At 32.9% G+C, this 19,298-nt stretch carries 31 protein-coding genes and 1 tRNA gene; 30 read left to right on the top strand and 2 right to left on the bottom strand.

The genetic code is table 11. From position 1 onward, the window contains the following. Positions 1-9: 9 nt before the first annotated feature. A tRNA-Ala gene (locus tag L8X27_RS03265) sits at positions 10-85 on the bottom strand. A 226-nt stretch (positions 86-311) separates the two neighbouring features. Between L8X27_RS03265 and rpsJ the strand changes: the two genes are divergently transcribed. The 30 genes from rpsJ (at position 312) to map (ending at position 18,536) form a co-directional block, all read left to right on the top strand. Next, positions 312-623 (top strand): 30S ribosomal protein S10, encoded by a 312-nt coding sequence (gene rpsJ / locus L8X27_RS03260; protein ID WP_012660810.1) that lies wholly within the window; start codon positions 312-314, stop codon positions 621-623. A gap of 9 nt (positions 624-632) precedes the next feature. Continuing rightward, positions 633-1,208: a 50S ribosomal protein L3 gene (gene rplC / locus L8X27_RS03255; protein WP_012660811.1), complete on the top strand. Its 576-nt coding sequence runs from the start codon at positions 633-635 to the stop codon at positions 1,206-1,208. Then, positions 1,205-1,819, top strand: coding sequence for a 50S ribosomal protein L4 (gene rplD / locus L8X27_RS03250; protein ID WP_039617137.1), 615 nt, complete (start codon positions 1,205-1,207; stop codon positions 1,817-1,819). The genes rplC and rplD overlap by 4 nt, the downstream gene beginning before the upstream one ends. 1 nt (position 1,820) lies before the next feature. After that, on the top strand, positions 1,821-2,102 hold the full coding sequence (locus L8X27_RS03245) for a 50S ribosomal protein L23 (protein WP_039617139.1): 282 nt from the start codon (positions 1,821-1,823) through the stop codon (positions 2,100-2,102). Position 2,103: 1 nt separating this feature from the next. After that, positions 2,104-2,934, top strand: coding sequence for a 50S ribosomal protein L2 (gene rplB, locus L8X27_RS03240; protein WP_039625087.1), 831 nt, complete (start codon positions 2,104-2,106; stop codon positions 2,932-2,934). A 1-nt stretch (position 2,935) separates the two neighbouring features. Continuing rightward, a complete protein-coding gene (gene rpsS, locus L8X27_RS03235; protein ID WP_039664929.1) occupies positions 2,936-3,217 on the top strand; it encodes a 30S ribosomal protein S19 in 282 nt (93 codons plus the stop codon). 9 nt (positions 3,218-3,226) lie between these two features. Then, complete coding sequence (gene rplV / locus L8X27_RS03230) at positions 3,227-3,601, top strand: 50S ribosomal protein L22 (RefSeq protein WP_039617143.1); 375 nt, start codon at positions 3,227-3,229, stop codon at positions 3,599-3,601. A 1-nt stretch (position 3,602) separates the two neighbouring features. Next, on the top strand, positions 3,603-4,304 hold the full coding sequence (gene rpsC, locus L8X27_RS03225) for a 30S ribosomal protein S3 (protein ID WP_039617145.1): 702 nt from the start codon (positions 3,603-3,605) through the stop codon (positions 4,302-4,304). 2 nt (positions 4,305-4,306) lie between these two features. Then, the gene (rplP, locus tag L8X27_RS03220; RefSeq protein WP_012660818.1) at positions 4,307-4,732 is read left to right on the top strand and encodes a 50S ribosomal protein L16; all 426 of its coding nucleotides are present in this window, start codon (positions 4,307-4,309) and stop codon (positions 4,730-4,732) included. Further along, positions 4,719-4,904, top strand: a complete 186-nt coding sequence (rpmC, locus tag L8X27_RS03215; RefSeq protein ID WP_012660819.1) for a 50S ribosomal protein L29 — start codon at positions 4,719-4,721, stop codon at positions 4,902-4,904. The genes rplP and rpmC overlap by 14 nt, the downstream gene beginning before the upstream one ends. Before the next feature lie 9 nt (positions 4,905-4,913). Further along, entirely contained in the window at positions 4,914-5,165 is a 252-nt protein-coding gene (gene rpsQ, locus L8X27_RS03210) for a 30S ribosomal protein S17 (protein WP_039617148.1), read from the top strand. Continuing rightward, a complete protein-coding gene (gene rplN, locus L8X27_RS03205) occupies positions 5,165-5,533 on the top strand; it encodes a 50S ribosomal protein L14 (protein WP_012660821.1) in 369 nt (122 codons plus the stop codon). Before rpsQ ends, rplN begins: the two co-directional genes overlap by 1 nt. Next, a complete protein-coding gene (gene rplX, locus L8X27_RS03200; RefSeq protein WP_012660822.1) occupies positions 5,533-5,760 on the top strand; it encodes a 50S ribosomal protein L24 in 228 nt (75 codons plus the stop codon). The genes rplN and rplX overlap by 1 nt, the downstream gene beginning before the upstream one ends. A gap of 1 nt (position 5,761) precedes the next feature. Beyond that, positions 5,762-6,307 (top strand): 50S ribosomal protein L5, encoded by a 546-nt coding sequence (gene rplE, locus L8X27_RS03195; protein WP_133319134.1) that lies wholly within the window; start codon positions 5,762-5,764, stop codon positions 6,305-6,307. A gap of 1 nt (position 6,308) precedes the next feature. Next, positions 6,309-6,494 (top strand): type Z 30S ribosomal protein S14, encoded by a 186-nt coding sequence (locus L8X27_RS03190; protein WP_012660824.1) that lies wholly within the window; start codon positions 6,309-6,311, stop codon positions 6,492-6,494. Between the two features lie 12 nt (positions 6,495-6,506). Continuing rightward, positions 6,507-6,902, top strand: a complete 396-nt coding sequence (gene rpsH / locus L8X27_RS03185; RefSeq protein WP_039617152.1) for a 30S ribosomal protein S8 — start codon at positions 6,507-6,509, stop codon at positions 6,900-6,902. Positions 6,903-6,980: 78 nt separating this feature from the next. Next, positions 6,981-7,517 (top strand): 50S ribosomal protein L6, encoded by a 537-nt coding sequence (gene rplF, locus L8X27_RS03180; RefSeq protein WP_039617154.1) that lies wholly within the window; start codon positions 6,981-6,983, stop codon positions 7,515-7,517. Positions 7,518-7,526: 9 nt separating this feature from the next. Beyond that, positions 7,527-7,883 (top strand): 50S ribosomal protein L18, encoded by a 357-nt coding sequence (rplR, locus tag L8X27_RS03175; protein WP_039617157.1) that lies wholly within the window; start codon positions 7,527-7,529, stop codon positions 7,881-7,883. A gap of 16 nt (positions 7,884-7,899) precedes the next feature. Continuing rightward, a complete protein-coding gene (rpsE, locus tag L8X27_RS03170; protein ID WP_039617161.1) occupies positions 7,900-8,343 on the top strand; it encodes a 30S ribosomal protein S5 in 444 nt (147 codons plus the stop codon). A gap of 3 nt (positions 8,344-8,346) precedes the next feature. Next, positions 8,347-8,739, top strand: coding sequence for a 50S ribosomal protein L15 (gene rplO / locus L8X27_RS03165; protein WP_039617163.1), 393 nt, complete (start codon positions 8,347-8,349; stop codon positions 8,737-8,739). Then, positions 8,739-10,001 carry a preprotein translocase subunit SecY gene (secY, locus tag L8X27_RS03160; protein WP_133319135.1) on the top strand — a complete coding sequence of 421 codons (1,263 nt, stop codon included), beginning with the start codon at positions 8,739-8,741 and terminating at the stop codon, positions 9,999-10,001. The genes rplO and secY overlap by 1 nt, the downstream gene beginning before the upstream one ends. A gap of 41 nt (positions 10,002-10,042) precedes the next feature. After that, complete coding sequence (gene murI / locus L8X27_RS03155; RefSeq protein WP_263671430.1) at positions 10,043-10,783, top strand: glutamate racemase; 741 nt, start codon at positions 10,043-10,045, stop codon at positions 10,781-10,783. A 114-nt stretch (positions 10,784-10,897) separates the two neighbouring features. Beyond that, positions 10,898-11,929 (top strand): type II asparaginase, encoded by a 1,032-nt coding sequence (locus tag L8X27_RS03150; protein ID WP_257928322.1) that lies wholly within the window; start codon positions 10,898-10,900, stop codon positions 11,927-11,929. Between the two features lie 85 nt (positions 11,930-12,014). Beyond that, entirely contained in the window at positions 12,015-12,662 is a 648-nt protein-coding gene (locus tag L8X27_RS03145; RefSeq protein ID WP_220567003.1) for a ferritin family protein, read from the top strand. Between the two features lie 54 nt (positions 12,663-12,716). Beyond that, on the top strand, positions 12,717-13,190 hold the full coding sequence (locus L8X27_RS03140; protein WP_220567004.1) for a DNA-deoxyinosine glycosylase: 474 nt from the start codon (positions 12,717-12,719) through the stop codon (positions 13,188-13,190). Next, positions 13,190-13,741, top strand: a complete 552-nt coding sequence (locus tag L8X27_RS03135) for a ribonuclease HII (RefSeq protein WP_220567005.1) — start codon at positions 13,190-13,192, stop codon at positions 13,739-13,741. Before L8X27_RS03140 ends, L8X27_RS03135 begins: the two co-directional genes overlap by 1 nt. Before the next feature lie 160 nt (positions 13,742-13,901). Further along, positions 13,902-14,930, top strand: a complete 1,029-nt coding sequence (locus tag L8X27_RS03130; protein ID WP_220567006.1) for a tRNA-dihydrouridine synthase — start codon at positions 13,902-13,904, stop codon at positions 14,928-14,930. A 98-nt stretch (positions 14,931-15,028) separates the two neighbouring features. Continuing rightward, entirely contained in the window at positions 15,029-16,312 is a 1,284-nt protein-coding gene (locus tag L8X27_RS03125) for an aromatic amino acid transport family protein (RefSeq protein ID WP_133319191.1), read from the top strand. An 11-nt stretch (positions 16,313-16,323) separates the two neighbouring features. After that, on the top strand, positions 16,324-17,691 hold the full coding sequence (locus tag L8X27_RS03120) for an L-serine ammonia-lyase (RefSeq protein WP_263664497.1): 1,368 nt from the start codon (positions 16,324-16,326) through the stop codon (positions 17,689-17,691). 89 nt (positions 17,692-17,780) lie between these two features. After that, the gene (gene map / locus L8X27_RS03115) at positions 17,781-18,536 is read left to right on the top strand and encodes a type I methionyl aminopeptidase (protein ID WP_263659176.1); all 756 of its coding nucleotides are present in this window, start codon (positions 17,781-17,783) and stop codon (positions 18,534-18,536) included. Positions 18,537-18,552: 16 nt separating this feature from the next. Here the strand turns inward: map and L8X27_RS08040 are convergent, their stop codons facing one another. Continuing rightward, positions 18,553-19,179, bottom strand: a complete 627-nt coding sequence (locus L8X27_RS08040; protein ID WP_263665375.1) for a methyl-accepting chemotaxis protein — start codon at positions 19,177-19,179, stop codon at positions 18,553-18,555. Positions 19,180-19,298: the final 119 nt, after the last annotated feature.

The following is a 19,298-nucleotide window of genomic DNA, read 5'->3' as shown; positions in this document are numbered from 1 at the left end:
TGTAATTAATGGTGGAGCATAGCGGGTTCGAACCGCTGACCCCAACGCTGCCAGCGTTGTGCTCTCCCAGCTGAGCTAATGCCCCTTTAGATTTTGAAATCATACTATATTTTTTCTTAGATTTTCTTAATGTATAAAAAATCTTGTAAATTTTATAAAATTTAATTTTTATCCTTTTTAAAAGGAAAATAATTAAAAAAAATGTATAAATTTCTTGACATAGCAAAGGCTCTTTTTATATAATCTCAACATCATTTTATATGGTGGTTAGATTCTTATGGGTCTAACGAGTTCTTTACAAAGGAAAAAATATGGAAAGAATCAGGCTTAAGCTAAAAGCTTATGACCACAGAGTTCTAGATCGCACAGTTGCAGCAATTGTAGAAGCTGTTAAAAGAACAGGTGCTGACATCAGAGGTCCAGTGCCAATGCCTACAAAAATCAAAAGATACACAGTTTTGAAATCTCCACACATCAATAAAGATTCACGCGAACAATTTGAGATGAGAATTCATGCTCGTATGCTTGATATTGTAGCAGCTACTCCAGATACAGTAGATTCACTCACTAAGCTTGACTTGGCTCCAGAGGTCAATGTTGAAGTAAGAGCTATGGGTAAATAAGGATAGAATATGGAATACATTGTAGAAAAAATTGGTATGAGTAGAACAATCAGCACACCAAGCATTCCTGTAACCTTACTTAAACTTGTTCAAACTAAAGTATGTGAAGTAGAAAATGGAAAAGCTTTGGTTGCTTATGTAAAAGGCAAAGCAAATAATAAATGCATTGCGGGTCAGCAAAAAAAATACAATCTTTCAGCTGAATATAATAGATTTGCTTCTTTAGAAGTAGCAAACACAGAAGCAGGTGATATTGATCTTAATCCTTTAAAAGAAGCTTCTATCTTAAAAGTAAGCTTTAATTCTAAAGGTAGAGGTTATAGTGGGGTTGTTAAAAGACACGGATTTGCCGGAGGTCCTGCAAGTCACGGTTCAAGATTCCACAGACGCCACGGATCAATCGGTAACCGCGAATGGCCAGGTCGTGTTCAACCAGGTATGAAAATGGCAGGTCATTATGGTAATGTAAAAGTTACTGTTAAAAATGAAGTAGTTTCATTTGATGAAGAAAATGGCATCTTAGTAGTAAAAGGTGCGGTACCAGGATTTAATGGTGCTATGGGTAAAATAAGGATTGCAAAATGAGTAAAGTAACTGTTTTAAATGATAAATTTGAAAAAGCTAGTGAACTCGATCTTCCAGCAAAATATGCAGAAGTTAATCCTCACAACCTTTATTTATATGTAAAATCTTATCTTGCTAGCCTTAGAGCAAACACAGCTCATACTAAAGGTAGAAGCGATGTAAGCGGTGGTGGTAAAAAACCATGGAGACAAAAAGGTCGTGGTGGTGCAAGAGCAGGTTCAACAAGAACGAATGTTTGGGTTGGTGGTGCTGTAGCATTTGGCCCTACAAACAATCGTAATTATTTCCAAAAAGTTAATAAAAAACAAAAACGCTTAGCGCTTGAAAGAGCATTGGCTGATAAAGCACAAAACAATGCATTATTCTCAGTAGATAGTTTAAGCATTGAAAGCGGTAAAACAAAAGATGCAAATGCAGTTATTAAAAAGCTTGGTTTAAAAGATGCTTTAATTGTAAAAGATTTACTAGATGAAAAAACACTTCTTGCTTTTAGAAACTTAGCAAATTGCTATGTAGTTGATATTAGCGAAGTAAATGCTTATTTAGTATCTGTATTTAATGCTGTTATCATTGAAAAAGCAGCGCTTGAATCTATCGTAAAAGAGGGTTAAAATGGCAGATATTACTGATATAAAAACAATACTTTACACTGAAAAAAGCTTAAACCTTCAAGAGCAAGGTGTTGTAGTTATTCAAACTTCTCCAAAAATGACTAAAAATGGTTTAAAAGAAGTTTTAAGAGAATATTTTGGTGTAACTCCAGTAAGAATTAATTCTTTAAAAATGGATGGAAAAGTAAAGCGTTTTAGAGGTCGTGAAGGTCAAAGAAATAGCTTTAAAAAATTCTATGTTAAGCTACCAGAAGGTGTGAGCTTAGAAAGTTCGGAGGCATAAGATGGCAATTAAAACTTATAAACCATATACTCCAAGTAGAAGATACATCACAGGTGTAAGCTCTGATGATATCACAGCAAAAGCTAGTGTGCGTTCATTACTTGTAAAACTTCCAGCTCATGCAGGTCGTAACAATAATGGTAGAATCACAAGCCGTCATAAAGAAGCAGGTGCTAAAAAACTTTACAGAATTATAGATTTTAAAAGAAGAAAATTTGGTATTGAAGGTAAAGTTGAAGCAATCGAGTATGATCCATACAGAAATTGTCGTATTGCATTAATCTCTTATAGAGATGGTGAAAAAAGATATATCTTACAACCAAAAGGTTTAAGCGTTGGTGATGTTATTTGCGCTGCTGAAAGTGGACTTGACATTAAACCAGGTAATGCTATGAAATTAAGAAACATCCCAGTGGGTACTATCGTACACAATATCGAGTTAAAACCGGGCAAAGGCGGACAAATGATCCGTTCAGCGGGTGCTTATGCTCAATTAATGGGTAAAGAAGAAAAATATGTTATCTTAAGACTTGCAAGCGGTGAAATGAGACAAGTTTTAGCTGAATGTATGGCAAGTATCGGTGAAGTTGGTAATGAAGAATGGTCAAATGTGACTATCGGTAAAGCAGGAAGAAACCGCCATAGAGGTATTCGTCCTCAAACAAGAGGTTCTGCGATGAACCCAGTTGATCACCCGCACGGTGGGGGTGAAGGTAAGAAAAATTCAGGCCGTCATCCAGTTACTCCATGGGGTAAACCAACTAAAGGTGCTAAAACTCGCCGTAAAAAAGCTAGCGATAAGCTAATAATTTCAAGAAGAAAAGGAAAGTAAGATGGCTAGGTCACTAAAAAAAGGTCCTTTTGTTGATGACCATGTAATGAAAAAAGTCATCGCTGCTAAAAAAGCTAACGATGGTAAGCCAATTAAAACTTGGTCAAGACGCAGCACTATTATACCTGATATGATAGGTTTAACTTTTAATGTTCATAATGGAAAAAGCTTTATCCCAGTATATATTACTGAAAATCATATCGGTTACAAATTAGGTGAATTTGCACCTACTAGAACATTTAAGGGTCATAAAGGCTCTGTTCAGAAAAAAATAGGTAAGTAAGGGAGATTTATGAGTAGAGCGTTAATTAAATTCATAAGATTATCTCCAACTAAAGCGAGATTGATTGCTAGAGAAGTTCAAGGTATGAATGCAGAGCTTGCATTAGCTAGTTTGAAATTTATGCCAAATAAAGGTGCTAAATTTATAGCAAATGCTATTTCAAGTGCTGTAGCAAATGGCGGATTTGAAGCAAATGAAGTTGTTGTTTCAAGTTGTCGTGTTGATGCTGGTGCGGTTTTAAAAAGATTTAGACCAAGAGCTAGAGGAAGTGCTAGTCGTATTAGAAAGCCAACTTCACACATTTTGGTAGAAGTTAGTAAAGTAGAAGCAAGTGCTGAAAAAACTACAAAAGCTAAAAAAGCATCAGTGAAAAAGGAAAGCTAATATGGGACAAAAAGTAAATCCGATTGGTTTAAGACTAGGAATTAATAGAAATTGGGAATCAAGATGGTTTCCTACAAAAGCTAATTTAGCAGAAAATATTGGTGAAGATTATAAAATCAGAACATTTTTAAAAAGAAAACTTTATTATGCAGGAATTAGCCAAATTCTTGTAGAAAGAACAGCGAAAAAATTAAGAGTAACTGTTGTAGCTGCAAGACCAGGGATTATTATTGGTAAAAAAGGTAGTGATGTTGATATTTTAAGAAAAGAACTTCAAGATTTAATCAAAAAAGAAGTTAATATCAATATCAAAGAAGAAAGAAAAGCAGGTGCTTCAGCTCAGCTTGCAGCTGAAAGTGTTGCTACTCAACTTGAAAAAAGAATTGCTTTTAGAAGAGCAATGAAAAAAGTAATTCAAGGAGCGCAAAAAGCAGGTGCTAAAGGGATTAAAGTTTCAGTTTCAGGCCGTTTAGGTGGTGCTGAAATGGCAAGAACTGAATGGTACCTAGAAGGTCGTGTTCCACTTCACACTTTAAGAGCAAAAATCGATTACGGTTTTGCAGAAGCACATACTACTTATGGAAATATAGGTATTAAAGTGTGGATCTTCAAAGGTGAAGTTTTACAAAAGGGTGTTCAACCTGAAAAAACCGAAGAAAACGCTCCAGCTAAAAAAACTAGAAGAGCAAGAAGAGGTAAATAATCATGTTAATGCCAAAAAGAACAAAATATCGTAAAATGATGAAAGGGCGTAACAGAGGTTATGCCAACAGAGGGACTGAATTTACTTTTGGTGATTTTGCCCTAAAAGCAACTGAAGCTGGCCGTATCAATTCACGCCAAATCGAAGCAGCTCGTATTGCTTTAACTCGTTTTGTAAAAAGACAAGGTAAAACTTGGATTAGAGTTTTCCCAGATAAACCTCTAACTAAAAAACCTTTAGAAACTCGTATGGGTAAAGGTAAAGGTGCAGTTGAGGAATGGGTAATGAACATTAAACCAGGTCGTATTATTTATGAAATGGCAGGGGTTAATGAAGAAATGGCAAGACAAGCTTTAACTTTAGCGATGCATAAATTGCCATTTAAAACTAAGTTTGTTACAAGAGAGAGCCAAAATGAAATATACTGAGATTAAAGATAAAACAGCAGGTGAACTTGCAACAATGCTAAAAGAAAAAAAGGTGCTTTTATTTACTTTAAGACAAAAGCTAAAAACAATGCAGCTAACTAATCCTAAAGAGATTAGCGAAGTTAAAAAAGACATCGCTAGAATCAATACTGCAATTAGCGCTTTAAAATAAGGATAGAAAATGGCATTTAAAAGAGAAATTCAAGGCGTTGTTGTTCAAATTGCTGGAGATAAAACAGCAACAATTTTGGTTGAAAGAAAAGTGGTTCACCCAAAATACAGAAAAATCGTAAAACGCTTTAAAAAATATTTAATTCATGATGAAAGAAATGAACTTAAAGTGGGAAATACTGTAGTTGCTATTGAATGCAGACCACTTTCTAAGAGAAAATCATTTCGCTTAAAAACTATAGTATCAGCAGGAGTTGAGTAATGATTCAAAGTTTTACTAGGCTTGCAGTTGCTGATAATAGCGGTGCAAAAGAATTAATGTGTATTAAGGTTTTAGGTGGTAGTAAAAGAAGATATGCTACTGTTGGTGATGTAATCGTTGCATCTGTAAAAAAAGCCCTACCAAATGGTAAAGTTAAAAAAGGTCAAGTAGTAAAAGCAGTTATCGTTAGAACTAAAAAAGAAATTCATAGAGACAATGGTTCTTTAATTCGTTTTGATGAAAATGCAGCAGTTATTCTTGATGCTAAAAGAGAGCCTATCGGAACGCGTATTTTTGGACCAGTAGGTCGTGAAGTAAGATATGGTGGCTTTATGAAAATTGTTTCACTAGCACCGGAGGTGTTGTAATGAAATTAAAAATTAAAAAGAATGATATGGTAAAAGTTATCGCAGGCGATGACAAAGGCAAAACAGGTAAAGTTTTAGCAGTATTTCCTAAGACAAATAAAGTAATTGTTGAGGGTTGTAAAATCGCTAAAAAAGCTGTTAAGCCAAGTGATAAAAATCCAAATGGCGGTTTTATCAATAAAGAAATGCCAATGGATATTTCAAATGTAGCAAAGGCAGGAGAATAAGATGATGAGATTGAAAGAAAAATATACTCAAAATATCAAACCTGCTTTAGTTAAAGAATTTGATATTAAAAATCCTATGCTTGTTCCTTTTATTGAAAAAGTTGTAATCAGTGTAGGTGCTGGGGAATTAGCAAAAGATCAAAAAGTATTACAAAATGTTGCAGATACTATTTCATTGATCGCTGGGCAAAAAGCAGTTATCACAAAAGCTAAAAAATCAGTTGCTGGTTTTAAAGTAAGAGAAGGCTTCCCAGTAGGTGTAATGGTAACATTAAGAAAAGATAATATGTATGCTTTCTTAGATAAGCTTATTACTATAGCTCTTCCTCGTGTTAAAGACTTTAGAGGTCTTCCAAGAGATGGTTTTGATGGAAGAGGAAACTATAACTTTGGTTTAGATGAGCAGTTAATGTTCCCAGAAGTTGAATATGATAAAATCTTAAGAACTCATGGTATGAACATTTCTATCGTTACAACAGCAAAATCAGATAAAGAGGCACAAAAATTATTAGAATTATTTGGCGTGCCATTTGCAAAAGGAAAGTAATATGGCTAAAAAATCAATGATTGCAAAAGCTGCCCGCAAACCTAAATTTAGCGTTAGAGGGTATACTAGATGCCAAATTTGTGGAAGACCACATTCAGTTTATAGAGATTTTGGAATTTGTAGAGTTTGCTTAAGAAAAATGGCAAATGAAGGTTTAATTCCTGGTCTTAAAAAAGCAAGTTGGTAAGAGGAAAGAACCATGATAAATGATTTAATTTCAGATTCACTAACAAGAATTAGAAATGCAGGGATGAGAAGATTAGAGACTACTCAACTTTTGCATTCTAAAGTTATCGAAGCTTTACTTGGAATTTTCCAAGCTAAAGGCTATATTGAAAGCTTTAATGTTATTGAAGAGGATAAAAAGAAATTCATCAATGTAGTTTTAAAATACGATGAAAAAGGTAAAAGCGTAATTAACGAAGTTAAGCGTATTTCTAAACCTGGTCGTCGTGTTTATAAAGGTAAAGATGAGATCAAAAGATTTAAAAACGGTTATGGTACTATCGTAGTAAGCACTTCAAAAGGTGTTTTAGCTAACGACGAAGCTTATAAAGCAGGCGTTGGCGGCGAAGTTTTATGTACTATTTGGTAAGAGTTTCTACTTTTTATGGTATTCGGTATCCATTCTTATAAAGTAGTCATATCGTAGACAAGTAAAAAGGAAAAATGAATGTCTCGTATAGGTAAACAACCAGTTGCTATTCCAAGTGGAGTAGAAGTAAAATTAGAAGGTAACTTGCTAAAATTCAAAAAAGGAAATTTAGCAAAAGAGCTTGATACAAAAGCAAATGTTAATGTTGAGATTAAAGAAGGACAAATTCTTTTCTCTCCTAAAGGTGAAGATAGACAAAGTAGAGCTTATTGGGGAACTTATAGAGCTTTAGCTCAAAACATCATCATCGGTTTAACTGATGGTTTTAGCAAAACTTTAGAAATCAACGGTGTTGGTTATAAAGCTGCGTTAAAAGGTAAAGTTCTTGAACTTGCTTTAGGTTTTTCTCATCCTATCAACTATGCTATTCCAGAAGGCATAGAAATTACTGTTGATAAAAACAATGTTATTATCAAAGGTAGTGATAAACAAGTGGTAGGTCAAGTTGCTGCTCAAATTCGTGAATTTAGACCACCTGAGCCTTACAAAGGAAAAGGTGTTAAATATTCAGATGAGCGTATTATCCGCAAAGCTGGTAAGACATCTAAGAAGTAAGGATAGAATATGAGAGCAAATGTATTAAAAAGAAAAATATCTTTAAGAATTAAAAGAAAAAAAAGAATTAGAGCAAAAATTTCAGGAACACAAGCTCTTCCAAGAGTTTCTGTTTTTAAATCAAACAGAACTTTATATATCCAAGCTATCGATGATGTTAAAGCAGTAACTTTAGCAGCAGTAGATGGAAGAAAAATTGGTGTTAAAGCAAATAAAGAAGGTGCTAAAAAAATAGCAGCTGAATTTGCAAAAGTTTTAAAAGCTAAAAACATAGAAGAAGCAGTGTTTGATAGAAATGGTTATTTATACCATGGTGTTATTGCAGCATTAGCTGAAGCACTAAGAGAAAACGGAATCAAACTATAACCCAAAAGGAAGATCGATGGAAAAATATAATAGAGAAGAATTTGAAGAAGTAATCGTCGATATCGGCAGGGTTACTAAGGTTGTTAAAGGTGGTAGAAGATTTAGATTTACTGCTTTAGTTATCGTTGGAAATAGAAAAGGTTTAGTTGGTGTGGGCTATGGAAAAGCTAAAGAAGTTCCAGATGCTATCAGAAAAGCAGTTGATGATGCTTTTAAAAACATTGTTGAAGTTAAAACAAAAGGTTCAACTATCCCTCATGATGTAGAAGTAAAATACAACGCAAGTAGAATTTTACTTAAACCAGCAAGCGAAGGTACAGGGGTTATTGCAGGTGGTTCAACACGTCCTATCGTGGAACTTGCAGGTATTAAAGACATTTTAACTAAGTCTTTAGGTTCAAATAATTCAGCAAATGTTGTGCGTGCTACTATCAAAGCACTTACAATGCTTAAAGGATAATCAATGAATTTAACAAAAGCACCAGGTTCAACACATAAAACCAAAAGAATAGGCCGTGGTCAAGGTAGTGGTATGGGTAAAACTTCTACTAAAGGTGGAAAAGGCCAAACTGCTAGAAAAGGTTATAACGAAAAAAGAGGTTTTGAAGGGGGTCAACAACCACTTCAAAGACGCTTACCAAAAGTAGGCTTTACTTCTAAATTTGAAAAACCTTATGTGATTAATGTTGAAAAAATCACAGCAATCAAAGAGCTTAGCGAAATTACATTTGAAACAATCAATAGTATTCATAAGCTTTCAAAAAATGTAAATAAAGTTAAGCTTATTGGAGCAAGTGCTAAAGATCTTGCTAGTAAAATTAAAGACGAGAAGATCACTTTTAGCGGACAAAAATAATGAATAAAGCATTGACAAATAAAATTCTCATAACATTAGCTTTTTTATTTGCTTATAGAATATTAGCTTATGTTCCAGTTCCGGGGGTTAATGTCAGTGTTATCAAGGAATTTTTTGATTCTAATGCATCTAATGCATTAGGCTTGTTTAATATGTTTAGTGGGGGTGCTGCTGAAAGACTTAGCATCATCTCTCTAGGCATTATGCCTTATATTACTGCTTCGATTATTATGGAGCTTTTAGCGGCAACTTTTCCTAACATAGGAAAGATGAAAAAAGAACGCGATGGTATGCAAAAATATATGCAAATTATCCGTTATGCTACTATAGCTATCACTTTGATACAAAGTATAGGCGTTTCTATAGGCTTGCAAAGTCTTCATGGAAAAGCAGGTCAGTCAGCTATTATGATTGATATGAATACTTTTATTGCACTTTCTGCTATTTCTATGCTTGCAGGTACCATGCTTTTAATGTGGATAGGTGAGCAAATCACTCAACGCGGTATAGGAAATGGTATTTCTTTGATCATCTTTGGCGGTATTGTTTCTACAATTCCAGGTGCAATTAGTGGAACAGTAAATTTGGTAAATACAGGTGAGATGAATTTCTTGACTATCATTGCTATTTTAGTTGTAATTTTACTTACTATTTGGGCTATTATAGTAGTAGAGCTTGGAGAAAGAAGAATTCCTATTTCTTACTCAAGAAAAGTAATCATGCAAAATCAAAACAAACGCATTATGAATTACATACCTATTAAAATAAATTTAAGTGGAGTAATTCCTCCTATTTTTGCAAGTGCGATTTTGATGTTTCCAAGCACTATTTTGCAAACAAGTACAAATGAGTATGTGTTAAAAATTTATGACTTTTTAAATCCAAATGGATTTTTCTTTCATTTTTTAACATTCTTACTTGTTATTTTCTTTGCGTATTTTTATGCATCAATTGTATTTAATGCAAAAGATATAGCTGAAAATCTTAAAAGACAAGGCGGTTTCATACCAGGTATTAGACCAGGTGAAGGAACTGCAAATTATCTTAATGAAGTAGCATCAAGACTTACCTTGTCAGGTTCTATTTATTTAGGGCTTGTAGCTACATTACCATGGCTTATTGTGAAGTTGTTTGGTGTGCCTTTTTATTTTGGTGGAACTTCTGTTTTGATCGTAGTTCAAGTAGCGCTTGATACAATGAGAAAAATTGAAGCTCAAATTTATATGAATAAATACCAAACCTTAAGTGCAGTAGGCTTATAAGAAAGTAGATTTTCTACTTTCTTCTCTTTTTAAGGATTTTGATGAGACTAGGCGTTTTTGATAGCGGTGTAGGTGGGCTTAGTGTTTTAAAATCTTTACTTCAAGCAAAACTTTTTAAAGAATATATTTACTATGGAGATACCGCAAGGGTACCTTATGGGGTTAAAGATAAAAAAACTATCATTAAATTTTCCCTAGAAGCTTTAGAGTTTTTCAAAGAAAAAAAAGTCGATATGCTTATTATTGCGTGTAATACAGTTAGCGCGCATGCTTTAGAAATTCTAAAAGCAAATGCACCATTTCCGGTTCTTGGAGTTATAGAAGCAGGGGTTTTAGCGGTTAAAAACTCTTTAGAAGATAAAAACTCTAATATATTAGTTATTGCAACACAAGCTACCGTGGATTCTCACGCTTATAAGCAAGCTTTAATCAAAGAAGGTTTTTTAAAAGTGGAAGAAAAAACAACTGGGCTTTTTGTACCTATGGTTGAAGAAGGGATTTTTCAAGGAGATTTTTTAAAAGCTGCTTTTGAGTATTATTTTAATAAGCTTAAATTTCATCCTAATGCTTTAATCTTAGCATGCACGCATTTTCCTTTAATCGCCCATTCTTTGGAAGAGTATTTTGGCAAAAATACAAAACTTATTCATTCAGGCGAGGCTATAGCTTTGCAATTGCAACAAGAATTTAACTTAACATCAATCCAAGAAGAAGCTAACATTCAATTTTATGCTTCAAGCGATGTGGAAAAACTAAAAAAAATTGCAAATTTATGGCTTTAATTAATGAATATTTACTAAAGTATTTTTTATATTAATAATTTATTTTTATTTAAACATAGTTGCATTATAATTTTTATCATTTCTAATGAAAGGACTAACATGAAAAAAATGTTAATGTGCGCAGCTATGGCACTAAGTTTAGGAGCAGGAATTTTGGAAGCAAAACCAAAAGTTGCAATTTTAGCTACAGGTGGAACTATTGCAGGCTCGATTGATAGTTCGGTAGCTACAACAGGTTATACAGCGGGTGTTTTAGGGGTTGATGCTTTGATTAAAGCAGTGCCTCAAATTCAAGATTTAGCAGTAATTAGCGGGGATCAAATTGCAAATATTGATAGTAAAGATATGACAAATGAAATTTGGCTAAAACTTGCTAAAGAAGTCAATAGGCTTTTAAAATCTGATGTAGATGGAGTTGTGATTACTCATGGTACTGATACCATGGAAGAAACTGCATATTTCCTAAATTTAACCGTAAAAAGCGATAAACCTGTTGTTTTAGTTGGTGCAATGCGCCCATCAACTGCAATTAGTGCAGATGGTCCTAAAAATCTTTACAATGCTGTAGCGTTAGCAGCAGATCCACAAGCAAAAAATAAAGGTGTAATGGTGGCTATGAATGATAGAATTCAAAGCGCTAGAGGCGTTATGAAAACTCATAGTTTAAATGTAAATGCATTTAGTTCACCGGATATGGGTGATATGGGTTATATAGTAGATGGAAAAGCATTCTTCTACAATACTAATACAAAATTACACACTAAAAAATCTCCATTTGATGTTAGCAAGCTAAAAGAATTACCAAAAGTAGATATTCTTTATAGTTATGCAAATGATGGTAGCGGTGTTGCAGCAAAAGCCTTGTTTGAAAATGGAACTAAAGGTATAGTTGTAGCTGGAACAGGTGCTGGCAGTATTCATGATTATCAAAAAGATGTATTAAAAGAATTGCTTAAAAAAGGTCTTAATGTAGCGGTAAGTTCACGCGTAGTAGCTGGTAGAGTTGCGGTAAGTGATGCTGATGCAAAACTTGGTTTTATTGATACAGGTGATATGAGTCCTCAAAAAGCTAGAGTATTATTAATGCTTGCTTTAACTAAAACAAGTGATCCTAAGAAAATTCAAGAATATTTCTTAAAATACTAAAATCTTTTAGCACCCAAATGCTACAATAACATTTGGGTGAGTTTTTCAATCAAAATCTTACTTAAATTAATCACAAGGATATTAAATGAGACAATATGAAAGCTATAAATGCCAAAAATGCGGCAATGAAGTAGAAGTGCAAAATGTAGGTGGTGGAAAGCTTAGTTGCTGCGGTCAAGAAATGGAGTGCATTACTAAAGATTTAACAGCCATAAATTTGATGAAAGCTTTCGCAGGTGAATCTATGGCAAGAAACAAATATGATTTATTTGCAGATATTGCTCAAGAAGAAGGTTGGCATGCTATTGCAAAGCATTTTAGAGAAGCTGCAGAAAATGAAAAATGGCATGCAAGAGCTGAATTTAAAGCATACCATGAATTAGTAGATGGTAAAGCTTTAGAAGAAACTGCTAAAAATTTAATCTGTGCAGCAGAGGGTGAAAATTACGAGCATACTACCATGTATCCAAATTTTGCACAAATTGCAGAAGATGAAGGCAAGAAAAACATAGCAAGATTATTTACTGCTATTGGTAAAGTAGAAATTGAGCATGAAAGAGAATATTTAGCACTTAAAAAAATGCTTGAAGAAGAAGATTTCTTTAATTCAGAAGTAGAAGAATTATGGGTTTGTGAAGTTTGTGGGCATATACACCGTGGTAAAAAAGCACCAAATGCCTGTCCTTTGTGTAAAGCTCCAAAAGAATACTTCAAACGAGAATTTTTAGGATAATTTTAAAAATCTTGATAAAAATGATAAAATATTTTATTTTTATCAAGGCCTAATATGCAAATTTTAACTCATCCTTTTGAACCTTTCTTTGATGAACACTCAAAAGTTTTAATACTAGGTTCTTTTCCATCTATTAAATCAAGAGAAGAAAATTTTTATTATCAACATAGTAAAAATCGTTTTTGGCGTATCTTTGAAATATTATTTGAGTGTGAGTTAAAAACAGTACAAGTTCAAAAAGCTTTTTTGAAAGTAAATCATATAGCACTTTGGGATGTTATAGCAAGTTGTAAGATAAAGAATTCAGATGATAAAACTATTTCTTATGCCAAAGCAAATGATATAAGTATTATTTTAGATAAGGCAAATATAGAAAAAATTTGTGTATTAGGTAAAGTTGCAAGTAAATATTTTGCTAAATTTTATCCTGAGCAAGAATTTTTTGAACTTCCTTCAAGCTCACCTGCCAATATAAATTATTCTTTAGAAAATTTAGTAGAAAAATACACTATTATAAAGGAAAAATAGTGGCTTTAGTTGGAGTAGATGAGGCTGGACGTGGGGCTTTAGCTGGAGATATGCACTTGGCAGCTTGCAAGCTTTTAAAAAATATTGATGGTTTAGCTGATTCTAAAAAATTAAGTGCAAAAAAAAGAGAAGAATTATATGAGCAAATTCTTTCTAATTCAAATTTTTTAATCCTTGCTTTTTCACCTTTGCAAATTGATATTTTAGGACTTAGTCAGTGTTTAAATCTGGGCTTAAAGATAATAAAAAAACATTTTAACCAAGATGAGATTTTATATGATGGAAATTTAAATTATGGTGTTTTGGGTATTAATACTATGATTAAAGCTGATATGAAAGTGCAAGAAGTTTCAGCCGCTAGTATATTAGCTAAGGTAAGTCGTGATCAAAAAATGTGTTATTTTTCTAAAATATATAATAATTATGATTTTGATAAACACAAAGGTTATGGTACAAAAGCTCATATAGAAAAGATTAAAGTATTTGGTTATTCACCTTTGCATCGCAAAAGCTTTATGTTAAAGTGTTTTGAGAAAAGCTTATTTGATTAGATTGTGTTTTGTAGTTTTAATAATGAAAAAATATAATTAAAAACTATTTTTTTAATAATAATCTATTAAAAATTATAATATTGGTCTAAAATACTCTATGTTTTAAGAAAAATTAATTTTTTTCTATTATAGTAATATAAAAAGTATTTTAAGGGGTATTATGTCTTTACTTTTAAGTGAGCTAAAGATTGGAAATTTTTATGTAAAAAATCGCATCGTAATGCCTCCTATGGATATGTATGAAACACAAGTTTTAGATGGTAAGATTAATCAATTTCACTTGATACATTATGGAGCTAGAGCTTTGGGTGGTGTTGGGCTTATCATAGTTCAAGCTTGTGCGATTAATGAAAATGCAAAAATTGCTGATAATGATATAGGCCTTTGGGGAGATTTTCAAATTCGAGGACATAAGGAGCTTGTCGATCTTTGTCATCATTTTGGTGCTAAAGTTGCTATCCAATTAAATCATAGTGGTCGTAAAAATTCATGCAAACAAGCTATATCAAAAGCCCCAAGTAATATCGCTTTTAGTGAAAAATTTTCTAAACTTCATGTTTTAAGTAAAGATGAAATTTTGCAAATAGAGCAAGAATTTATCCAAAGTGCTAAAAGAGCTAAAGAAGCAGGCTATGATGCGATAGAACTTCATAGTGCTCATGGGTATTTGCTTAGTTCATTTTTATCTCCTTTATCAAATCAAAGAGATGATGAATATGGTGGTAGTTTTGAAAATAGAGCGCGTCTTTTGTGTGATATCATTAAGCGTATAAAAAAAGAAGTTGATATTACTTTATTTGTAAGAATTTCAGCTACAGAGTGGCAAGAGGGTGGTTGGAATTTGGAAGATAGTAAAAAACTTGCCTTGATTTTAGAAAATTTAGGCGTTGATATGTTAGATATTTCAGCAGGAGGAAATATTAACAAACCTTCTTTAGTGCCAAATATAGCACCACTTTATCAAGCTCCTTATGCTAAGGCTTTAAAAGAAGTTGTTAAAATTCCTATATCTTGTGTGGGTCTTATAAATAGTGCTAGCGAAGGTGAGGCTTTGCTTTTGGGTGAGGTGTGTGATTTAGTTTGTTATGGTAGAAAATTATTAAGAAATCCAAATTTTGCAAATGAAGCCGCAGTTGCTTTAAATGAAAGGGAAAAAATCACGCCAAATTACTCAAGAGCATATTTGTAAAATAATACAAAAAGTTTTTAGGTAAAAGCTTTTTTTATTATTTTTTACAAGGAGAAAATGTGGATAATCTTAAGTGGAATTCTTTTGATACGCGTTGGATGCTTTCTCTTTTTGGGACTGCAGTTGGTGCGGGGATTTTATTTTTACCTATTAAAGCAGGTGTTGGTGGTTTTTGGCCAGTTGTTGTAATGGCTTTGATTATTTTTCCAATGGTGTATTTAAGCCATAGAGCCTTAAGTCGTTTTGTATGTCAAGCAAATGGTAATGATAAAGATATTACTCATGCGGCTGAAGAGTATTTTGGTAGAAAAGTAAGTATTTTTATTTCTGTGCTTTATTTCTTTGCAATTTTCCCAATTTGTTTAGCATATTGTGTAGGTATAACTAATACTTTTGAGAGTTTTATTTATAACCAATTCTTACCACTTTTAGATCCAAATGGTTCTTTCGCAAACGCAATTAGTGCTATGTATCAAACAAGTGTAAATGAGCAAGGAAAAACTATAGCTAATTTACTTCCTTTTTATAGAGCGCTTTTTGCTTTTGTTTTAGTAAGTATTTTTATGCTTATTATGCTTTTTAGTGAAGAATTAATTACTAAAGTATGTGAGTGGCTTGTATATCCTTTATGTGCTATTTTATTTTTATTTTCTTTATATCTTATCCCGCAATGGTCGTTTGAAAGTTTTAGTGCTATTCCTGGAACAAAAGAATTTATTACTATAGTATGGCTAACTTTACCGGTTTTAGTGTTTTCATTTAATCACTCACCAGCGATTTCTACTTTTTCTTTAAGTGTAAAAAGGCAATATCCTGAAAATTCAGTACAAAAAGCAAATCAAGTGTTATTTAGAACTTCTGTAATGTTACTTGCTTTTGTAATGTTTTTTGTGGTATCTTGCGTGCTTTCTTTAACTCCTGCAGAACTTGCTGAAGCTAGAGCACAAAACATACCTGTACTTTCTTATTTTGCTAATAAACTTGATAATCCATTTATTTCTTATGGTGGTCCACTAATCGCATTTTTAGCAATTTCTAGTTCATTCTTTGGGCATTATTTTGGTGCTAGGGAAGGTGCTTATGGTATAGTTAGAAAATGTTGTAAATTAGCAGGTAATGATAATCCGGATTTGAAAAAAATCGCAGTTTATTCAACTTTGGTAATGTATATTGTTATGTTAATTACTGCTTATGTAAATCCAAGTATTTTAGGTTTTATTGAAAGCTTAGGTGGTCCAATCATTGCCGCAATCTTATTTTTAATGCCTATGATTGCAATTTACACTGTATCTAAAATGAAAAAATTCCAAAACAAAGCTTTAGATGCATTTGTGTTTATCACAGGTATTTTGACAATCATCACTGTAATTTATACTTTTTAAGGTGCTGATGAATGAGTAGTAATTTAAGTATATTTAAAGTTGGTGTCGGTCCTTCATCTTCTCATACTTTAGGACCAATGCTAGCAGGGAATATGTTTTGTGAAAAAATCAAAGATAAAATCACACAAATTACAAAAATTCAAATCAAACTTTATGGCTCTTTATCGCTTACTGGTAAAGGCCATTTAAGTGATAAAGCTATTATATGGGGGTTGAGTGGCTTAAGAGCAAAAGAATTAAATGTTGCTTTGCAAGATCGTGTGTTTAATAAAATTTTGCAAGATAAAATTTTGGTTTTAGATGCTCAAAAAGAATTAAATTTTGATTATGATAAAGATTTGATTTTTGAAAAAGACTTTTTACCTTTGCATGAAAATGGATTGAAAATAAGTGCTTATAATGAAAATGGAGAAATCATTGCTGAAGAAATTTATTATTCAGTAGGTGGTGGTTTTGTTATGAGTGAAGCTGAACTTCAAAAACACAAAGACGGAGCTTGTGAGCAAAAACATACTAAATTAGAACTTGATATTAATAACGCAAGCGATGCTTTAAGAATTTGCGAAGAAAATTCATGGGATCTAGCAAAACTCTCTTATGAATATGAGCTTCAATTTCACACTAAAGAAGAAATTAGAGCTTATTGTTTAGAAATTTGGGAAGTAATGCAAGAAGTTTATTATAATGGTATTCATCCAAGCTCAGATTTTCTTCCAGGGAATTTACATTTAAAACGCCGCGCCAAAGGACTTAATGAGCGTTTGGCTATGACAAGTGATCCTTTAGGAATTATTGATTTTATTTCTTTATATGCTATTGCTATTGCAGAGGAAAATGCAAGTGGAGCTAGAGTGGTAACTGCACCAACTAATGGTGCATGTGCTGTTGTGCCTGCTGTAATGCTTTATCTTAAAAATCATACTATTGGTTTTAACGATGAAAAAGCCATTAATTTTTTACTTACTGCTATGTTAATAGGCTCTTTTTATAAGAAAAATGCAAGTATAAGTGGTGCTGAAGCTGGCTGTCAAGCTGAAATTGGTAGTGCAAGTTCTATGGCAGCAGGAGCTATGGCTACTGTAATGGGTTTTGATGCAAAGATAGCTTGTAATGCTGCTGAAATTGCAATGGAGCATCATTTAGGTTTAACTTGTGATCCAGTAAGTGGTTTAGTGCAAATTCCTTGTATAGAAAGAAATGCCTTTGGAGCGATTAAAGCAATTTCAGCTGCTAGAATGGCAATGAGTAGAAAATCAACTCCAAAAGTAAGTCTTGATGAGGTTATAAAAACTATGTATGAAACCGGCAAAGACATGAACTCAAAATACAAAGAAACTTCTTTAGGTGGCCTAGCTACTAATCTTACAAGTGTATGTTAAAACCTTAAGTTTTAAAACTTAAGGTTTTTCCTTAAAGCTTTTAAAAGCGCATAAATGCTAAATTTTTAAAAATTTTAAGGAAAATATAAATGATAGAAATCAAAAAACCAGCAGAAATAGAAAAACTACGCAAGGCAAATGAACTTGTAGCTAGAACGCTTGACTATCTAGAAGGCATTATAGTTCCGGGTATGAGTTTAAAAGAAATTGACATTAAAGCAGAAGAATTTATACTTGATCATGGTGCAAAACCATCTTTTAAAGGCTTATATGGTTTTCCAGGCAGTATTTGTATCTCGCTTAATCAAGCTTGCATTCATGGCGTAGGGGATGAGCGTATTTTAAAAGAAGGCGATATTTTAGGGCTTGATGTGGGTACTTGCATAGATGGATATTATGGAGATGCAGCAAGGACTATACCTATAGGTCAAATTTCAGCCACTGATGAGGCTTTGATTGCTTGTGCTAAAGATGCTTTGTATTATGCTATAGATATTATCAAAGAAGGTATGCGTTTTAAAGAGCTTTCATATGAGCTTGGCGAGTTTATCGCTAAAAGAGGATTTGTACCTTTGAAAGGTTATTGTGGTCATGGTATAGGTAAAAAGCCACACGGTGAGCCTGAAATTCCAAATTATTTAGAACCAGGTGCTAGTGCAAAAAGTGGACCTAAAATCAAAAATGGCATGGTATTTTGCATAGAGCCTATGGTATGTCAAAAAGATGGCACACCGGTACATTTAAAAGGTAATTGGGAAGCAGGAAGCAAAGATGGATTAAATGCTGCTCATTATGAGCATTGTGTTGCAATTATAAATGGCAAAGCAGATATTTTATCTAAGTAAGAAAGTTTAAACTTTCTTACTCAAATGTTTTTAGTTTTTCTGAAAGTTTAGAAGCATTTTCTAAAACATCTTGTGAAATTTGTGTTAGCTCGAGTGAATAGTTTTTAACACAATTTGCAAGTTCAGTCACTTTTTCTACATTTTGTTCTAACTCATTCATTTTAGCTTTTGACTCATCACTTTTTTCTTCCATAATTTTAGTAGAATGGATACTTGTTTTTAATTTTTCTATAGAAGCACCGACTTCACCTTGTAAGATATTAGCTTTGTTGGAAGTATCACTCATGGATTGATGAATTCCATCCATCAAGCTTTTGTTGTCATTGATTTGTTGTACTATGGTTCTTACAGTAGTTTCTATAGCGACTAAAGATTTTGTAGTTTTATCAGCTAAGTTTCTAACTTCATCAGCAACAACAGCAAAGCCTCTACCATGTTCTCCTGCACGAGCTGCTTCAATAGCTGCATTTAAAGCTAGCAAGTTAGTTTGATCGGCTATATCTTTAATAGCTGCTGTAACTTCTACAATACTATCAGCACTTTGTACTAGTATATCCATAGCACTTAAAACACTTTGTTCTTTTTCTCCACTTAGTAATATAAGCTCTACTAGCTCTTTAAGCGTTTTTTCAACTTCTCCCATAACTTCTTGCATATCATGCATATCTTTTATAGTATTTTTAGCTAGATTTTGAGTTAAGTCTATATGACTTTCTAAAACAGAACTTATTTCATGGACATTAGAAATTTGCTCATGCTGTA

It is taken from the genome of Campylobacter sp. CNRCH_2015_1657 (genome assembly GCF_025772685.1).
Taxonomy (GTDB): Bacteria; Campylobacterota; Campylobacteria; order Campylobacterales; family Campylobacteraceae; genus Campylobacter_D; species Campylobacter_D lari_D.
Note: the sequence above shows the minus strand (reverse complement) of the source record. Positions and strands in the feature narration are given on the sequence as shown.

What these genes read in the sequence shown, in the direction of transcription:
- rplP (WP_012660818.1), top strand. Translation starts at nt 4,307, where the DNA reads ATGTTAATGCCAAAAAGAACAAAATATCGTAAAATGATGAAAGGGCGT.
- rplD (WP_039617137.1), top strand. Translation starts at nt 1,205, where the DNA reads ATGAGTAAAGTAACTGTTTTAAATGATAAATTTGAAAAAGCTAGTGAA.
- L8X27_RS03245 (WP_039617139.1), top strand. Translation starts at nt 1,821, where the DNA reads ATGGCAGATATTACTGATATAAAAACAATACTTTACACTGAAAAAAGC.
- rpsS (WP_039664929.1), top strand. Translation starts at nt 2,936, where the DNA reads ATGGCTAGGTCACTAAAAAAAGGTCCTTTTGTTGATGACCATGTAATG.
- rplR (WP_039617157.1), top strand. Translation starts at nt 7,527, where the DNA reads ATGAGAGCAAATGTATTAAAAAGAAAAATATCTTTAAGAATTAAAAGA.
- L8X27_RS08040 (WP_263665375.1), bottom strand. Translation starts at nt 19,179, where the DNA reads ATGGGAGAAGTTGAAAAAACGCTTAAAGAGCTAGTAGAGCTTATATTA.
- rplB (WP_039625087.1), top strand. Translation starts at nt 2,104, where the DNA reads ATGGCAATTAAAACTTATAAACCATATACTCCAAGTAGAAGATACATC.
- rpsH (WP_039617152.1), top strand. Translation starts at nt 6,507, where the DNA reads ATGATAAATGATTTAATTTCAGATTCACTAACAAGAATTAGAAATGCA.
- rpsE (WP_039617161.1), top strand. Translation starts at nt 7,900, where the DNA reads ATGGAAAAATATAATAGAGAAGAATTTGAAGAAGTAATCGTCGATATC.
- L8X27_RS03190 (WP_012660824.1), top strand. Translation starts at nt 6,309, where the DNA reads ATGGCTAAAAAATCAATGATTGCAAAAGCTGCCCGCAAACCTAAATTT.
- L8X27_RS03140 (WP_220567004.1), top strand. Translation starts at nt 12,717, where the DNA reads ATGCAAATTTTAACTCATCCTTTTGAACCTTTCTTTGATGAACACTCA.
- rplV (WP_039617143.1), top strand. Translation starts at nt 3,227, where the DNA reads ATGAGTAGAGCGTTAATTAAATTCATAAGATTATCTCCAACTAAAGCG.
- rpsQ (WP_039617148.1), top strand. Translation starts at nt 4,914, where the DNA reads ATGGCATTTAAAAGAGAAATTCAAGGCGTTGTTGTTCAAATTGCTGGA.
- L8X27_RS03125 (WP_133319191.1), top strand. Translation starts at nt 15,029, where the DNA reads ATGCTTTCTCTTTTTGGGACTGCAGTTGGTGCGGGGATTTTATTTTTA.
- L8X27_RS03120 (WP_263664497.1), top strand. Translation starts at nt 16,324, where the DNA reads ATGAGTAGTAATTTAAGTATATTTAAAGTTGGTGTCGGTCCTTCATCT.
- L8X27_RS03130 (WP_220567006.1), top strand. Translation starts at nt 13,902, where the DNA reads ATGTCTTTACTTTTAAGTGAGCTAAAGATTGGAAATTTTTATGTAAAA.
- rplE (WP_133319134.1), top strand. Translation starts at nt 5,762, where the DNA reads ATGATGAGATTGAAAGAAAAATATACTCAAAATATCAAACCTGCTTTA.
- rplO (WP_039617163.1), top strand. Translation starts at nt 8,347, where the DNA reads ATGAATTTAACAAAAGCACCAGGTTCAACACATAAAACCAAAAGAATA.
- rpsJ (WP_012660810.1), top strand. Translation starts at nt 312, where the DNA reads ATGGAAAGAATCAGGCTTAAGCTAAAAGCTTATGACCACAGAGTTCTA.
- rplX (WP_012660822.1), top strand. Translation starts at nt 5,533, where the DNA reads ATGAAATTAAAAATTAAAAAGAATGATATGGTAAAAGTTATCGCAGGC.
- L8X27_RS03145 (WP_220567003.1), top strand. Translation starts at nt 12,015, where the DNA reads ATGAGACAATATGAAAGCTATAAATGCCAAAAATGCGGCAATGAAGTA.
- rpmC (WP_012660819.1), top strand. Translation starts at nt 4,719, where the DNA reads ATGAAATATACTGAGATTAAAGATAAAACAGCAGGTGAACTTGCAACA.
- rplN (WP_012660821.1), top strand. Translation starts at nt 5,165, where the DNA reads ATGATTCAAAGTTTTACTAGGCTTGCAGTTGCTGATAATAGCGGTGCA.
- secY (WP_133319135.1), top strand. Translation starts at nt 8,739, where the DNA reads ATGAATAAAGCATTGACAAATAAAATTCTCATAACATTAGCTTTTTTA.
- murI (WP_263671430.1), top strand. Translation starts at nt 10,043, where the DNA reads ATGAGACTAGGCGTTTTTGATAGCGGTGTAGGTGGGCTTAGTGTTTTA.
- map (WP_263659176.1), top strand. Translation starts at nt 17,781, where the DNA reads ATGATAGAAATCAAAAAACCAGCAGAAATAGAAAAACTACGCAAGGCA.
- L8X27_RS03150 (WP_257928322.1), top strand. Translation starts at nt 10,898, where the DNA reads ATGTGCGCAGCTATGGCACTAAGTTTAGGAGCAGGAATTTTGGAAGCA.
- rplF (WP_039617154.1), top strand. Translation starts at nt 6,981, where the DNA reads ATGTCTCGTATAGGTAAACAACCAGTTGCTATTCCAAGTGGAGTAGAA.
- rplC (WP_012660811.1), top strand. Translation starts at nt 633, where the DNA reads ATGGAATACATTGTAGAAAAAATTGGTATGAGTAGAACAATCAGCACA.
- rpsC (WP_039617145.1), top strand. Translation starts at nt 3,603, where the DNA reads ATGGGACAAAAAGTAAATCCGATTGGTTTAAGACTAGGAATTAATAGA.